We start from the raw sequence: 14,326 nt of genomic DNA, 5'->3' as shown, positions 1-14,326 counted from the left end.
TCTTGTTTCATATAAAACGGCATTTTAAGTACTCTAAAAACCCCACAAATCCAGGCAAACAAATATTACGACAATTCAGGCGCACTATTTATCCATAAATAAGAAATTATCACTAATTTCTACCGACCCACTGGGAAATTTTCCCTATTCTTTTAGCCGCAAGATCAACTATACCCTTCTCCGCTCACACTTAACAAAAGGACACCAATAATGAAGCACATGTTAAGAGGTTGTGTCATCCCTGTGGCGATGGCTGCTATATCCACCGTTGGGGCACAATTTGCCCTAGCAGCCACTGATCAGGCCAATACAGAAATAATGCTAAAGTTTAATGAGTCGATTGATATAAATGGCCTCGAAAACCTCACCTTTGAAGACCCCACCCCAAGTACTGATGCCGAGGGCTGGGTGGATTTTTGTATTCGAGGTATTGGATTCACAAACTTCGAGATTCAATTTGACAGCCTCAATGGAGACGGTGCATACATACTAAGTAATGGCTCCACGGATATCCCCTACCAAGTTAGCTTTAGAAATGTTTCGGGAGGAAGCTTTTCTCCCACAAATGAAGGTGTAGCCCTGAACGGACAAATTCTTCAAAATCCTGGCAACTGTAATGGAGCTCCAGATAACTCCACCTTTGAAGTATTAATTCCAAATGCAAATTGGGAAAATCCCAATGTTTTAAGCGGCACTATATATACCGACGTTTTGACAGTGACAGTTACGTCAGAATAACCAATAGAAATAATAAAATATAATTTTGGTCAGGGAACAACCTCCCTATGGTAATGGTAAATAAAAGCAACGTCGGGAAGTTTCCCTGGATGCTCTTACCGCTATGGCTCTGGCATACAACTGCAGTATCAACAGAACCAATGCATCTCGTAAGCACAGATGTACCTGCAGGTTTTGCAGATCTAACCAAGCCCCAAAGGATTGTGGCAGACCTGTACTATGGCGGGCGCAGTTTGGGCTCGGCGCTAATTATTGCCGAGCCTGAATTCGTGCGTTTTGTAGAACCTGAGGAGGCTATCAAGCTTCTCCCTGTCAGCCTAAACCCCGAGCGCCTGCTGCTTTCATTACAGGCTTCACTGGAAAAAAATAGTGAGCGAATTTGTCGTGATAACTCCCAAACAGATTGTGGATTTATAAATCCAGAATACTTCGCAGTAATCTATGACGAAGAGAGGTATCGACTGGATGTTTTTTTCTCACCAGAGCTACTTCCTCAACAAGAGGCCCTGACCGACCGATACTTGCCCCCAGCCAGCAATAGTTTTTCCATTGTGCAAAATATCAGTGGTTCCTGGTCGGGAGCACAAAGCGATGAAGTAGACAGCAACACACAAACTACTTTATCTGCTACCAGCATTATTGGATTTGGTGAGAGCGCTATTTACGGGGATTGGTACACAGCCAACGAAATTGGTACCCGTGTCAGTAGCCTGCATTGGGAAAGGGACTTCCGCGGAAAAGCCTATAGCCTGGGATTACTGCAACCAAAAGGAAATTTCAGTACTTTCCAATCATTACACCGTCTCTACGGATTTGAGCTCCGTGACTCTCAGTACAGCCGCACAGACATCGGTTATCAACACTCCGCCCTGGTAGAAATAAACATGCCAGTGCGTGGCCGGGTGGAACTGTACCGAGATGGTCGTATGATTCACTCCGATTTGATGGAAGCTGGAAATCACTTACTGGATACCACCACCTTACCACATGGCGCTTACAACATAGAAATTCGTATTTACGACGAAGCTGGCAGATTAATTAATAATACTACTGAATTTTTTACCAAGGATTCACAACTGCCCGCACCGGGTGAGTGGCGCTGGAGCCTGCAGGGAGGAATGCCAGTAAAACCTGAAATATCCTCCGGAATGCCGGATCATTATCAGCAAGAGTTACTGCAAGGATATATTGCCCGCCGCCTTTCAAAAAATTTTGGCGTTTTCTCTACACTAGCAGCCACAGAAGGTCAGCAATTTATGGAGGTTGGTGGCCGTTGGGTAAGCTCTTATTTAGAACTCTCTCCCTCTATGGCTAGGGAGTCCAATGGTCTAGACGCCTATAAATTACAGGCTCTGATAAAAACGCCCTATGCAATGCTGAGCGCCTATCGGATCAAGATTGATGAGCAGAGAAATGATGTAAAGCCCGATAGATATACCCTGCTAAGCAATAGGTTGTCTCAAAGCAGTATTAGCCTGAGAGCCCCACTTTTTGGTGGAAACCTAACACTAAGGCGCAGTAAGCGCAATCGAAGTCCGGGAAATTACACTGACTCACTCTCTCTGGACAGTCAATTCAGTGAAGCCCAAGAACTTAGGACCTTGGAATATCGAAGGAATATATTTCGAGGAAGAAAATGGCAAGCTACAGCCAATCTGGCCTATAGTGACGCTGACGGAGAAAAATATACACTACTGAGTATTGAACTTCTTCAAACCAATAAAAACTGGCAAAACTCATTTAACCTACGTGGTGAGCGCCAACAAGGAAGCGGTGACAACCAATATCTAGAAGTCCAAACTCGCTGGCGTGATGCCGACCGCTGGGCAGCAGAAGTAAACCAGGAGTTCACTATAGAAGCAACGCCGGAAGATTACTATTTAAGAAGCTATAGTCGACTTGCTGGACAATATGGTTTTATCAGCTCCACCATTAGTCATAGTGACGTTAACAATAGCCGCTCTACAAATTATGTTGGGAGTTTTAACACCAATATCATTGCCACAAAGGACCATATAGCCTGGGGCGGTGAACGCTCATTGGAAAGTGCCATCATTGTAGATATTGAAGGCAGCCAACGGGAAAACTTTGAAGTATTAATCGACGGTAGCCGCCAAGGTTATGCGAAAGGCGATAGTAGGTCCGTGATCAATCTTCACCCATTTAAAAGCTACGATATATCACTTCGTCCTCTAGGGGACGGTTTCTTTCGCTACCGTGAAAATACCGATCAAGTGACGCTTTATCCTGGCAGTGTGACCACCGCTACTTACAAGATTCAACCTGTCTATCTGACCATAGGTCGAGTTATGGCTAAGGGTCAGGGGTTAGACAATGTGTTAATTTCCATTGAAGGAGAGTCAACACTCACAGATAGCTTTGGTGTTTTTCAATTGGAAATACCTCTTTCTGACGAGCCCCCTTCACATCTCGAAGTCACCTGGCTTGATTGTAATGCCAAAGTTGAGGTTGTGGAGTCCAGTGAAGATTGGTTAAACCTCGGGGTTATTGATGAAAGTTCAGCCAACTGTCAAATCTCACAGACTGCTAAAACAAATGACACCCAATAAAAAATCAAGAAAATTTATTAATAATTTTTTAATAGTTATTTTTTTACTCTACCTGTCAAATAGCAGCCTTGCAAACTGTCTAGGTGACTCCCATCTACGTGTCTGCAATCTATCTGGATGGCACACAATACATGGAAAAGGGAAGCATCAGGATATCCATTTTACTTTTCGCAGTCAGAAGCACAGCTCAGCCACTCCCTTTTCACTGGAAATTCAACCCGAGCGTGAGGGATTCTATAGGTTATATGCAGAAAATGGAGAAGTTGTTGATATAATTTTGGCCTTATCAGCGCCACATCACAGATCCTTTACATTCAACCCCGGTACAGTTTATCAAGACATTCCGGGTAGTAATAACGATGCCAATGCAGACTTGAGAGTAAAGCTAGTTAGACCTAGAAATTTTTCCTCTAATAGCTATCAAGGAAACTTCCAATTATTGATAGCGCAGACAGAGTCTGGAAAAACTCAAAAAATAGATTTTTCGATAGTATTAAAAATTCAACCCAAAATTTATATCAAGCAACTCGACGATATATTTCTTAGTAATATGGGGGTCTCACCCGGGCAAGATATTGTTGGCCATGAAGACTTTTGTGTTGGTGGCAGCGGCTTTAGTCAGTACTCCGTATCCCTGTCAAGTAGTGGGGGGATCAGTGCGGGAGCCTTTGTACTTACTGGTATCAGTGAACACATGCCCTATATAGCCAGTTTCTCAGATAATATTCACCGAAGTACTCCCTCAATACCCGGTGCATCCGGGCGCATTCCAGGTCTTTTCAACCGCTCAGCGCCAGAAGAATGCCTCAGCAATAATGCCAGAATCACGATTACGGTACCTTCGCCCTTCTGGGAAAGGGCAAATGAATCGAAATACACCGATGTTCTCACCGTGACAGTTACTAGCCAATAGCCATGTGCAATGAGGACTTCGGCTTTTCTATACCAACAGACCCCTACCGACAGTTCATTTAGAGTTTGAATGATTGGCTTAGATTAAACCCCAGACATAAAACAACAATGAGCTTCCTTCTTAAAACTGAAAAAAATCATTGCTCTGAATCAGACATACACTTTCGATATTATAAGAGGGATACCAAACCAGGCTTTAGATATCCCCTTATCGTTTTTAATCCATACCACTAAGTCAGTAAAAATCTAAGCTAACTGACTCTCAACCGCCCAAAGGGAGGCGCACTCGCTCACTATCACGCCCTCTGAGTAAGACCTCCAACTCACCTTCTGTGGGAAGGCCCTCTAACGTCAGGCTTGTTCCAGCATAAAGGCGACCTGAAATATCGAGCTTTTGACACTCACCCTCGCTTGGGCAATGGCGAGCCTCAACCACTTCAACATTGATATTTCCGGTATTCTTTAAGTAGCGTTGACTCCCGTCGGCCTGTAACTCCAGCTGGTAACTTCCATCCTCAGGCTGCACAAATACTAATGCCTGGTAGGCCACAAGAATTTTCAGTGCGGTTTGCTCCGATTTAACCTCCCCAACTACCGGCTTGAAAGTAACACGATAGACCTTCTCTTCCTTTAAATCTCTATCCAACGCCATTAGACGAAAGCGTTTCCTCTCTCCTGGCGCCAATATGGCCTTGGCCGGACTCACCAACAACCTGAATTCATCCGGGTTAATCACTCGAATGCGCTCTTCGTTCTCTAGCCCGGGATTATCTACCCGAAATATTTCTGTCTGAACATACAGGGTCTCTTTATCCGGATTTGTGATAACCACGTCATCACGCGCATTGGGAGCATCATCAAGATAGAAAATTATTTTATCCAGGGACATGGCTGCCAGTGCGGGCTGTCCCAATAGCAACAAGAAAGAGAGCAGTATTTTTTTCATCGCTCTATCATCCACCTAAATTAACCATTATTTTAAAAACTGCATTCATCGAATTTATATGGCTGTTTGTAATACTCTTGCCATATTTCTGTTCCAACTCAGGGAGTCCTACAGAAATTCACCCCCATACAAAAGAATTAACTTAGAGCCAGTCATTCAAAAATGATTTGTTCTTGAAATGATTACTCCGCTGAAATCATCACTCCCGAAAAGTTCTCAATGGACTTTGTTTCCAGGCACTTATCAGCACCTGAATAATATACACGCTGCTCAGAGGAAGACAGCAGAGCTTCGCTTGTTAAACGAAAATGTTTGGCCGGTATGTTGCGTAGACAAAACCTTGCCGATTCCCTGCTTCGCTCATAACGCCACTGCACCTGAGGTGTAAAACTCAGCACTATCTGTGAAGTTGCCTGGGCAGTCTGTCCTGCAGACTGTACATGCTCCGCTAACGCTAGCACAGTGGTGGAAATTGCCAAAAGCAGAATACGTCTTTTACTACTCACGGGGGCTATATACCTCTTTAACAGCGCAGTTATGCCACAGCTGCACAGACATCTAAAGGGCACACCTTAAGTTTAGCTGGCTATTCCCTAGTCTTGAGGAATGCACTTGAGCATTGAAATTTCCGCCCAACTCTACTTGCAACAACCTCTCCAGGGTCTATTTTTCCTGTAAGACCCAATTCCAGCCTGGGTCATTTGACCCTTGGGTTACAGAGCGCCTAAGCGCCTATATCCACTCGACAATAACGCCTGCTTTCCGGATTTGACTCACATGCTAATCGCGCACCGAGGCGACAAAACCCGCCACCCGGAGAATACCATCGCCGCCTTCGAGGCGGCCCATAATCTGGGCGCCTGCGCCATTCAGTGCGATGTCCGCTTTAGCTTGGATGGCACTCCCTGGTGCTACCATAGCGATACACTGCCTATGCCAAGTGATAAGCGCCAACATTTTTTCCACGATCTAAGGGACTCCCAACTCAACCGTTTGCCTATCGACTCCTTTATAAAATTGGTGGACTGGGCCAGCTGTCACCGGCACCTGGATTGGTTTGTAGGCATCTCCGCAGCCAATATCACCAACATAGGTTTTACAGCCGCGGTAAAAAAGCTCATGGAGTTAATGCGTAACGAACGCGAGTCCTTCGCGCTGCTCACAAAAGACTGTCGCAGTCTTCGGGCCGCCCGCAGCATGGGCTGGCATAGAGTGGCCTTGCAAATCAACAGCGTTCCACGTTGCCTGTCTGCCGATATCGTCACTCTCGCCCCGGAGTTTCTGCTGATTCGCGACAGCTTCGTCGATTGCGAAGAATTACCCCCTGGCCCCTGGCAGTGGGTTGTCTATGAAATTAACTCTGCTGAAGAAGCTGTACTCTGGCGAAAGCGAGGTGCGCACCATATCCTCACCGGTAACCTGCCACTATTGATGCGCTCCTGGGAAGCGAGTGATGTCTACGGATTTTGATGTACTGGTAGTTGGCGCGGGAATTCTTGGCGCAGGCACCGCAGAGGCCCTGGCCAAGGAACGGCATTCAGTCGTGATTCTGGAACAGCTTGGCATCGCCGCAGCCACCTCCTCACGCTCATCCAAGCTTATCCATGGGGGCCTGCGCTACCTCGAGAGCGGTCAATTCCGACTTGTCTATGAGTGCCTGCGTGAACGTCACTGGCTGCTGGAAAATAAGCCGCAGTTGGTGCGTATGGTGCCCTTCTATATTCCTATTTACCGTGACAGCAAGCGTCCACCATGGATGGTCAGACTGGGGCTTAGCCTTTACGCGCTCCTCTCGGGTATCGGCAGTGAGGCCTCGCGCTTTCGCGCTTTACCCAAATCCGAATGGGATACCCTACCTGGCCTCAAGCAGGAGGATCTACTCGCAGTATTTCGCTATTACGATGCGCAAACTGACGATGCCGCCCTAACCCGTGATGTAGTCGCCTCAGCAATTGCGCATGGCGCGCAAATCATCTGCCCCGGCAGTTTAGTTGGGGCGGAAGTTACCGAGGAGGGGGTGCGGGTTGATTACGTGGCCGACGGCAAACTCAATACTCTACACACCCGCGCCTTGGTTAATTGCAGCGGCCCCTGGGTAGCGACCACCAACGCGCGCTGTTCTCCCTCTGTAACCCTACCTCCTATAGACCTTGTCGCTGGCACCCACATATTGTTGCCACTGTCGCTCGGCAATAAGATCTTCTATGTGGAAGCCGAGGATCATCGAGCGGTCTTCGTAATGCCCTGGCAAGACAAAACCTTAGTTGGCACCACAGAGCGCCCCTTCTTCGGCGATCCACGAGAAGTAGTTCCCACCATGGAAGAGGAGGCTTATTTGCTACGTACGGTACAGCAGTATTTTTCCCAGACACGCAGCCTACAAGTGGAGGATATATGTGATAGCTATGCTGGATTACGGGTTCTACCGGAAGCGGAAAAAAGTCCTTTCGCCCGCTCGCGGGAATCCATGATTTGCTGTGATAATGAGCGCAAGCCTCGTATTCTCGCGGTTGCCGGCGGCAAGCTTACCAGCTACCGCGCCACCGCACGCAAGCTGGCCAAAAAATTACAAGCCACCCTGCAAGGTAAGGGCCCCCCAAGCGAAAACTATTCCTCACACATTAATACGTCCAGCACCTCAGAAAGGGAGCGCAATCTTTAAAATTATCTAAACAGCATTTAGAAGTCTGTAAATACCTAGATCCATTTATAGTGTTTTAGATAAATAATGCGATGCTTGCCCTTTGGGGCGACCGGACAAGGTTGCCATGTGCTCATAGCCATTTTTTTCATAAAATGGCTTTGCCTGCCAGCTTGTTGTCTCAACCAATGCTTTCTCACACCCTTTCTCTCTTGCGAAAAGTTCAGCGTTTTTTACAAGTTCCGCACCCACACCTTGGCCTCGGCACTCTTCCGAAAGCCAAAGCAACTCAATATGCAAAGTATTCCAATAACAAGAAGCACGGATACCACCAATTACCTCATTAGAGGAATTTCTAGCAAATACTGTAAATTTAACCTCGTCTTCATTTCGCTCAAGCCCAGGAACACTTGCTTGGTTAAAGTCGATAATACCTTGACTTAATATATTGGATTCATCTTTAGACGGTGACGTTGTAATATCTATGCTGAACATTTTTCACTCTTATACTTAACAACCAATAAAGCTGGACCAATACCAACTTTCACTTTTTAATTTGCATAAAAAATTGACCATCTAAGATAGTATGGTTTCCACTGTTGCAACCAAGACTTTTAATCACTTGAACTTAGTCTAATTATTATTTTTCTGCTAATACCAATTACTCCCTGAAGCACTACACAATAAGTAACAAGAGGTAGTACTCACAAGTACGATATGGTTGAAATTTACATGACCAATTATTAACCCATCTCGCACCAAAGTACAAAAAATCCACTCTTTAGAGATTTAAGTCAAGTGTTATATATGACTGTTTATTAATATTGTCGCGAGAAGATAAAATCCATTAATTTCTAAAGGTACAAATCGATAAGCAACTGGAAGAAAATATTAAATACGAATTTACAGAATTAAGATATTGATTGAATTACTCCTACCAACTCCCAATTACCTTGATTTTTCACTCTGAGGGCGAGCTAACTTTGTCACTCAGTTTTTAATAAAGCATTCAAGTATATTGAGCCACCCTCTAGCCCACTTCTGCCCCCTCTCTTTTATGCAATGTACCCTAACACTATGGGGTCTTTGTTTTACATCCCATATAATGGAGGGCTACTCTGTTTTTATTAGTCTTTTACATCGTAGTTTATGTCTGATTACAGTCCCCACCGCTTTTGCACCGCGCCACTACTCGATTGGAGTGACCGTCACTGCCGCTATATGTGGCGCCTACTGAGTAAACGCGCCCGCCTTTATAGCGAAATGGTGACCACTGGGGCAATTTTGCACGGAGATCGCCAGCGCCACCTGCAATTTGACGCTGGCGAACTGCCTGTCGCCCTACAAATTGGCGGAAGCGACCCTCGCGAGCTGGCGGAGTGCGCACGAATTGCCGAGGAGTGGGGGTATGCGGAAATCAACCTCAACTGCGGCTGCCCCAGTGACCGGGTTCAGTCTGGACGTTTTGGCGCCTGTCTGATGGCGGAACCAGATGTCGTAGCTGCCGGCTTATCTGCGATGCGTGACGCAGTGTCTATTCCGGTCACAGTCAAGCACCGTATCGGTATAGACGACATGGAAGACTACCCTGGCCTGACCCGTTTTGTGGAGGCGCAGGCAGCCATCGGCACAGAGACATTTATCGTCCATGCCCGCAAAGCCTGGCTGCAGGGCCTCAGCCCAAAGGAAAACCGCGAAATCCCACCGCTTAACTACGATATGGTTTACCAGCTGAAAAAGGATTACCCACAGCTCCAAGTCGTCATTAATGGTGGCATTAATTCTCTGGAAGAATGCCAGCAACATTTACAGCGGGTAGATGGTGTTATGCTCGGTCGCGCCGCCTATCAGACCCCAGCGCTTCTTTCACAAGTGGACAGTGTGTTGTTTGGAGAAAATGAAGGACCCGATGCCGCGCAAGTGGTCGAGCAGATGTTGCCCTATATCGAGCGAGAACTGGCAAGTGGTCAACGCCTCAACCATATTACCCGGCATATGCTCGGGCTCTTTCAGGGCCTGCCCGGGGCACGCCGTTTCCGTCGTCATCTGAGTGAAAATGCTCACAAGAAAGGGGCAGGGCCTGAGGTTGTGGAGCAAGCTTTGTCACTGGTCACCCAAGCGGCTTAACTTGGAAGGCCAGTATTTCATAGGAAGGGAAGCCAAATACTATCGAGGGAATCGCGATGAATAAACTGGATCAACTCAAACAGCGCAGCCAGGTGGTAGCAGATACTGGCGATATTGATGCCATACGCCGCTATCGCCCCCAGGATGCCACCACCAATCCCTCTTTACTCTTTAAGGCTGCCCAACTGCCCCAATACAAGGGCCTGATCCAAGAGTCACTGGAGTGGGCAACTCACCACCACAGTGGCGCCAACTCCTCTGAAACAGCGCGGCTGGCTGCAATCAAGCTGGCTGTCAGTATCGGCAGTGAAATATTGCAATTGATCCCTGGGGTAGTCTCTACCGAGGTAGACGCGCGCCTGTCTTTCGATACCCGCGCCACTATTGATTACGCCAGACACCTTGTTGCCTTGTACGAGCGCGAAGGCGTAGCCCGGGAGCGAGTACTAATTAAAGTCGCCGCCACCTGGGAGGGAATAGCAGCAGCAGAGATACTGGAACGGGAGGGCATTCACTGCAACCTCACCCTGTTGTTCTGTTTGAGCCAAGCGATTGCCTGCGCCGAAGCTGGAGTAACACTGATCTCTCCCTTTGTGGGCCGCATCCTCGACTGGCATCTAGCCAATGGGGACCGCAAAGCCTTTAGCGGTGAAGAGGATCCCGGTGTACTGTCGGTACGCAATATCTATCATTATTATAAGTCGCGCGACTACTCCACCATTGTGATGGGCGCCAGCTTCCGCAACACGGAGGAGATCGAAGCGCTGGCCGGATGCGATCGCCTAACCATCAGCCCTCAGCTGCTCCAGTCTCTGGAAGAGAGCGAGGGTTTATTGGTTGGTGGGCTTCCCACGGTCAACGAACCGCTGCCACGCCCTGAGGGGCGACTCTGCGAAGCGGCATTCCGCTACCAACTCAACAGTGATGCCATGGCCACAGAAAAGCTCGCCGAGGGTATCCGTAATTTTGTCAAAGACCAGGAGCGGCTCGAAATGCTGCTGCAGAGCCAAGTGATGGGACGCCGGGAAACTGATGCTGCAACAAATCCGTAAGCTGTTTGAACAGATTGGCAACAGTGCCGATGTCGAAATGCACGATGAAAAAGACGTGCGAATGATCAGTGCCGCCTTACTGGTTGAGGTGGCTACTGTGGATCAAAAGCTAGACCCGCGCGAACGTAACACTTTGATCGAACTACTTTGCCAACACTACGCACTGAGCAGCCATGCGGCGGCAGAGATTATTGATGAAGCCATAGAGCAAAGGGAGCGAGCCACTTCCCTGTTTGAGTTTACCCAGGCCGTCAATGACCAGTTCAGCGAGCGAGACAAGTACCTGCTGGTTCGGCAGATGTGGCAGGTGGCTTTTTCCGACGATGTGATCGAGGCTTTTGAAGAACATCTAATCCGCCGGGTTTCCGAGTTAATTTACCTTCCCCACGGACTCTTTACCCGCGCACGGGCGGAAGCTAGAGACATGCGGAGTAGCTGAAAAGTTTTGCCGGGGCGTTAAAACTTTGAAGGAGGGTGTTTGTTAAATCTCAGTGCAGGTGCGCGGAGGACTTGCTGTGGGAGCCACATTCTAGCTCGAGGGTATGGACTAGATCGCGAAAAGTTTCCGCATTCTGCTCGTTCATACTCATCAGCACCCGGTGTGCCTCTAGCACCTTCTCCCGAGCAGCACATTCATCCGGGGTTTTACAGACCAGGGGTGTTGTCTCCACGGAGAAATCACGTTTCTCATCGCTGATTTCCATCAGGGAATCGAACCCCATCGCATCTAGCAGGTGTTGAATACCCCTATCGGCAAGGAATACCAAGGGCTTCTGGCAGCCGCGCTCCTGGGCGCGAATCGCGATCTTGGCCATCAGCCCCAAGGTTGTGCTATCCACACCCTCGGCACCGTGTAAGTCAAAGGCCACACCGGCAAAGTCACTGCTTGCAAACATATTATCGATAAAACTATCGAAAGAAGTACATAGGTTGAGGCGAACATCGCCCATCAATTTAATGATGTAAACGCCCTGGTGGGCCCCAACCATAATTTGCCCGGACTGCATAACAACCCCTGGCTCACCCGAACACACTCAGTGGATTAAAGTGTACCGGATGGCGAAAGTTCACTGGTAGAGCAAAAATGCTTGCGGCGGTTTTGCCGCCTCGGCACTTTTGTGCATAGGATGGGCGGAGCTTACTCCTGACTGCTGGGACTGACAAGAGTGCTAGGGCATGAAATTCGACTATTTAGTCGCAGAAATGCCACCTCTAAACGTGGGCAAGGGTAAGAATTGTAATGTCATCGGGTAATGCGCCAAAAGTGTCCACTTTCAGGCTCTCACACAGTACTCCCAACTCACCGCCCGTAGCGCTTATCAACTCTAGTAACCGCTCTTCTTTTTGCAGTAAATCGCCTTCGAGTAACTCCAGTACGCCATCGGAGCAGGCCACCAACCGCCAACTGCTGGGCAGCTCGGCACACATTACCTGCCAGTCACCCCGCTCAAAAATGCCCAAGGGGCGCCCCTTACCCGGCAGCCAGTCGGCGCCAGCGGCACTGGCAAGCGCCGGCATGGGAATCTGTCCGGCGACAGCATAATGCAGTTGGCTAGCGGCGGTATCTACCACACCGATAAACATGCTGGCGTGCTTACCCATACCTGTGGATAAGAGCTCGCGGTTAATCAACTCCAAAACTTCCAACAAGTCGGAGTCCAGGGACTCCAGTTGGGAAAACAAAGGGCGCTCACGCAGGCGATGCATCACGCTGTTTTTGATCAGTGCCGTAACCAGTGCGGAGGACACCCCGTGCCCGGAGACATCCACCAGATAAAACGCCACAAAGCGCTCGCCGAACAAACCGTAATCGACAAAATCGCCGCTGAGATACAGAGAGGGAATCAGGCGGTAGGCGGCCTCAACGCCGCCGGGATAAAAATAGGGACTGCGTGGCAACAGGTGCTGCTGCAGCAAGCGACCGGCCTCCTGATCACGGCGCAATACTTCTACGTGCTCGCGCAGCTCGCTATTGCGCTGCTCCAGGGTGTTGCGGTACTCAATATTCTGCTGGGCGAGGTTTTCCGCGCCGGTGATACGGCAGATTACTTTATCGATCAATGCAGCCTGTTGAATGGGTTTGATCAGATAATCGCAGGCCCCCAGACGCATGGCCTGTAATACTTCGTGAAGCTCACCCTGCTCGGCAATCATTACAACCGCCGTCGCCGGGGAGCGGAGCTTGATTTTGCGCAGTACCTCCAACCCATCCATATCGGGCAAGAGTAGATCGACGATAACCAGCTGAAATAGTTCGGGAGTAAATTGTTCTATGCCTTGCTGGCCACTATCAGCTACAGCAACTGAAAGCCCTTGACGCGAAAGCGCTCCACGCAAGAAATTGCGGGAGCGCTCATCATCGGTCAGTAACAGGCTACTGGGGCCGGCCATGGCAGGCTCTTTTGGAAAGGGGGTTAACTAGCTGTTGCTCAGTAGTCACTGGACTCTTCGACTTCCCCCTGATCGATTGCCTCGGCAGCTTCGGTCGCGGTATCCACATCCACTTCACCATCCACAATCAAGAAATCGCGACGCTGCAGGTAGGCGTCGCGCAGCAGAATATAGCGATCACCCTGCAGAAGGGATTCAGCCTTCAGCAGGCTAGCGCGACTCTGGATAATATCGGTAGCCTTAAGGGTATAGCGAGTGGGATCGTGCTCCACATAGGTCAGAGGATTGGTGTAGTAATCCACCACTCTAGCTGGCGTATCCCGCACGGTGGAGGGCCCTAGCAGTGGCAACACCAGGTAGGGACCAGAGGGTACCCCCCAAACCGCTAGAGTTTGGCCAAAGTCCTCACCGTCACCTTTCTCCAAGCCCATATGCTTGGCAACATCAAAAAGACCGGCAATACCAATGGTGGTATTGATTAGCAGACGACCGGCGTCATTACCCGCCTGGCCCCACTTGCCCTGTAACACACCATTGAAGGTATTGGTCACTTCAGCCAGATTACTGAAAAAGTTGCTTACACCTTGCTGTACAAATATCGGGGTAATCTGCCGATAACTCACAGCCGCTGGTTTTAGCACATAGCGATCCGCACCGTCATTGAAGCTGAATATGGCGCGGTTAAATCCCTCCCAGGGATCGCGAAGAGAAAAGTCTTCACCTTCTTCACTCTCAAATTCTTCCGCGGGGTCAAAGCCATACTCATCCAGTAGTGAACCATTGGACTCACCACTAACGTCATTCTGCTCTACCGCCTCAGGCTGGGCTGAGGGAGTGGCGGCGTCACCAAATGGGTCCTGTGTCGCCAAAGCGCCCATGGGGGAGATGACCAGTAATGCGGCCATCAACCAGGGCGATAAATCTCTGCGTCCTAGCAAAACCCTGCTCC

The 14,326-nt window shown here is 48.8% G+C and carries 14 protein-coding genes; 8 read left to right on the top strand and 6 right to left on the bottom strand.

Going from position 1 to position 14,326, the window contains the following annotated elements; all coding sequences use genetic code 11:
* Positions 1 to 210: 210 nt before the first annotated feature.
* The 3 genes from ACJJJA_RS05400 (at position 211) to ACJJJA_RS05390 (ending at position 4,221) form a co-directional block, all read left to right on the top strand.
* The gene (locus ACJJJA_RS05400) at positions 211 to 738 is read left to right on the top strand and encodes a hypothetical protein (RefSeq protein WP_444903931.1); all 528 of its coding nucleotides are present in this window, start codon (positions 211 to 213) and stop codon (positions 736 to 738) included.
* 140 nt (positions 739 to 878) lie between these two features.
* Entirely contained in the window at positions 879 to 3,308 is a 2,430-nt protein-coding gene (locus ACJJJA_RS05395) for a TcfC E-set like domain-containing protein (protein ID WP_444903930.1), read from the top strand.
* Positions 3,250 to 4,221 carry a hypothetical protein gene (locus tag ACJJJA_RS05390; RefSeq protein WP_444903929.1) on the top strand — a complete coding sequence of 324 codons (972 nt, stop codon included), beginning with the start codon at positions 3,250 to 3,252 and terminating at the stop codon, positions 4,219 to 4,221. Before ACJJJA_RS05395 ends, ACJJJA_RS05390 begins: the two co-directional genes overlap by 59 nt.
* Before the next feature lie 261 nt (positions 4,222 to 4,482).
* On the opposite strand, the gene ACJJJA_RS05385 is transcribed toward ACJJJA_RS05390, so the two are convergent.
* On the bottom strand, positions 4,483 to 5,166 hold the full coding sequence (locus tag ACJJJA_RS05385) for a fimbria/pilus periplasmic chaperone (RefSeq protein ID WP_444888093.1): 684 nt from the start codon (positions 5,164 to 5,166) through the stop codon (positions 4,483 to 4,485).
* Between the two features lie 182 nt (positions 5,167 to 5,348).
* Positions 5,349 to 5,672 (bottom strand): hypothetical protein, encoded by a 324-nt coding sequence (locus tag ACJJJA_RS05380; protein WP_444883871.1) that lies wholly within the window; start codon positions 5,670 to 5,672, stop codon positions 5,349 to 5,351.
* Between the two features lie 271 nt (positions 5,673 to 5,943).
* On the opposite strand from ACJJJA_RS05380, the gene ACJJJA_RS05375 reads away from it, so the two are divergent.
* Complete coding sequence (locus tag ACJJJA_RS05375) at positions 5,944 to 6,636, top strand: glycerophosphodiester phosphodiesterase family protein (protein ID WP_444903928.1); 693 nt, start codon at positions 5,944 to 5,946, stop codon at positions 6,634 to 6,636.
* Positions 6,620 to 7,828 (top strand): glycerol-3-phosphate dehydrogenase/oxidase, encoded by a 1,209-nt coding sequence (locus tag ACJJJA_RS05370; RefSeq protein ID WP_444883869.1) that lies wholly within the window; start codon positions 6,620 to 6,622, stop codon positions 7,826 to 7,828. The genes ACJJJA_RS05375 and ACJJJA_RS05370 overlap by 17 nt, the downstream gene beginning before the upstream one ends.
* 45 nt (positions 7,829 to 7,873) lie before the next feature.
* Here ACJJJA_RS05370 and ACJJJA_RS05365 read toward each other — a convergent pair whose 3' ends face one another.
* The gene (locus ACJJJA_RS05365; protein ID WP_444898999.1) at positions 7,874 to 8,302 is read right to left on the bottom strand and encodes a GNAT family N-acetyltransferase; all 429 of its coding nucleotides are present in this window, start codon (positions 8,300 to 8,302) and stop codon (positions 7,874 to 7,876) included.
* A gap of 654 nt (positions 8,303 to 8,956) precedes the next feature.
* Here ACJJJA_RS05365 and dusA point away from each other — a divergent pair.
* The 3 genes from dusA to ACJJJA_RS05350 are packed head-to-tail and all read left to right on the top strand — an operon-like array spanning position 8,957 to position 11,425.
* Positions 8,957 to 9,934: a tRNA dihydrouridine(20/20a) synthase DusA gene (gene dusA / locus ACJJJA_RS05360; protein WP_444903927.1), complete on the top strand. Its 978-nt coding sequence runs from the start codon at positions 8,957 to 8,959 to the stop codon at positions 9,932 to 9,934.
* Between the two features lie 56 nt (positions 9,935 to 9,990).
* Entirely contained in the window at positions 9,991 to 10,986 is a 996-nt protein-coding gene (tal, locus tag ACJJJA_RS05355; protein WP_444891248.1) for a transaldolase, read from the top strand.
* Positions 10,967 to 11,425, top strand: a complete 459-nt coding sequence (locus ACJJJA_RS05350; RefSeq protein WP_252084695.1) for a tellurite resistance TerB family protein — start codon at positions 10,967 to 10,969, stop codon at positions 11,423 to 11,425. The genes tal and ACJJJA_RS05350 overlap by 20 nt, the downstream gene beginning before the upstream one ends.
* Before the next feature lie 49 nt (positions 11,426 to 11,474).
* On the opposite strand, the gene ACJJJA_RS05345 is transcribed toward ACJJJA_RS05350, so the two are convergent.
* The 3 genes from ACJJJA_RS05345 to ACJJJA_RS05335 form a co-directional block, all read right to left on the bottom strand.
* A complete protein-coding gene (locus tag ACJJJA_RS05345) occupies positions 11,475 to 11,993 on the bottom strand; it encodes an STAS domain-containing protein (protein WP_252084694.1) in 519 nt (172 codons plus the stop codon).
* Positions 11,994 to 12,198: 205 nt separating this feature from the next.
* Complete coding sequence (locus ACJJJA_RS05340; protein WP_252084693.1) at positions 12,199 to 13,377, bottom strand: PP2C family protein-serine/threonine phosphatase; 1,179 nt, start codon at positions 13,375 to 13,377, stop codon at positions 12,199 to 12,201.
* Positions 13,378 to 13,415: 38 nt separating this feature from the next.
* Positions 13,416 to 14,315 (bottom strand): MlaA family lipoprotein, encoded by a 900-nt coding sequence (locus tag ACJJJA_RS05335; RefSeq protein ID WP_444903926.1) that lies wholly within the window; start codon positions 14,313 to 14,315, stop codon positions 13,416 to 13,418.
* Between the last annotated feature and the right edge of the window lie 11 nt (positions 14,316 to 14,326).

Source organism: Microbulbifer mixtoriginis (SeqCode) (assembly GCF_052466865.1).
This window is presented reverse-complemented; position numbering and strand designations above follow the sequence as displayed.

Coding starts and splice junctions, on each gene's coding strand:
- ACJJJA_RS05385 (WP_444888093.1), bottom strand. CDS start 5,166: ATGAAAAAAATACTGCTCTCTTTCTTGTTGCTATTGGGACAGCCCGCA.
- ACJJJA_RS05340 (WP_252084693.1), bottom strand. CDS start 13,377: ATGGCCGGCCCCAGTAGCCTGTTACTGACCGATGATGAGCGCTCCCGC.
- ACJJJA_RS05350 (WP_252084695.1), top strand. CDS start 10,967: ATGCTGCAACAAATCCGTAAGCTGTTTGAACAGATTGGCAACAGTGCC.
- tal (WP_444891248.1), top strand. CDS start 9,991: ATGAATAAACTGGATCAACTCAAACAGCGCAGCCAGGTGGTAGCAGAT.
- ACJJJA_RS05370 (WP_444883869.1), top strand. CDS start 6,620: ATGTCTACGGATTTTGATGTACTGGTAGTTGGCGCGGGAATTCTTGGC.
- ACJJJA_RS05375 (WP_444903928.1), top strand. CDS start 5,944: ATGCTAATCGCGCACCGAGGCGACAAAACCCGCCACCCGGAGAATACC.
- ACJJJA_RS05400 (WP_444903931.1), top strand. CDS start 211: ATGAAGCACATGTTAAGAGGTTGTGTCATCCCTGTGGCGATGGCTGCT.
- dusA (WP_444903927.1), top strand. CDS start 8,957: ATGTCTGATTACAGTCCCCACCGCTTTTGCACCGCGCCACTACTCGAT.
- ACJJJA_RS05390 (WP_444903929.1), top strand. CDS start 3,250: ATGAAAGTTCAGCCAACTGTCAAATCTCACAGACTGCTAAAACAAATG.
- ACJJJA_RS05345 (WP_252084694.1), bottom strand. CDS start 11,993: ATGCAGTCCGGGCAAATTATGGTTGGGGCCCACCAGGGCGTTTACATC.
- ACJJJA_RS05365 (WP_444898999.1), bottom strand. CDS start 8,302: ATGTTCAGCATAGATATTACAACGTCACCGTCTAAAGATGAATCCAAT.
- ACJJJA_RS05395 (WP_444903930.1), top strand. CDS start 879: ATGCATCTCGTAAGCACAGATGTACCTGCAGGTTTTGCAGATCTAACC.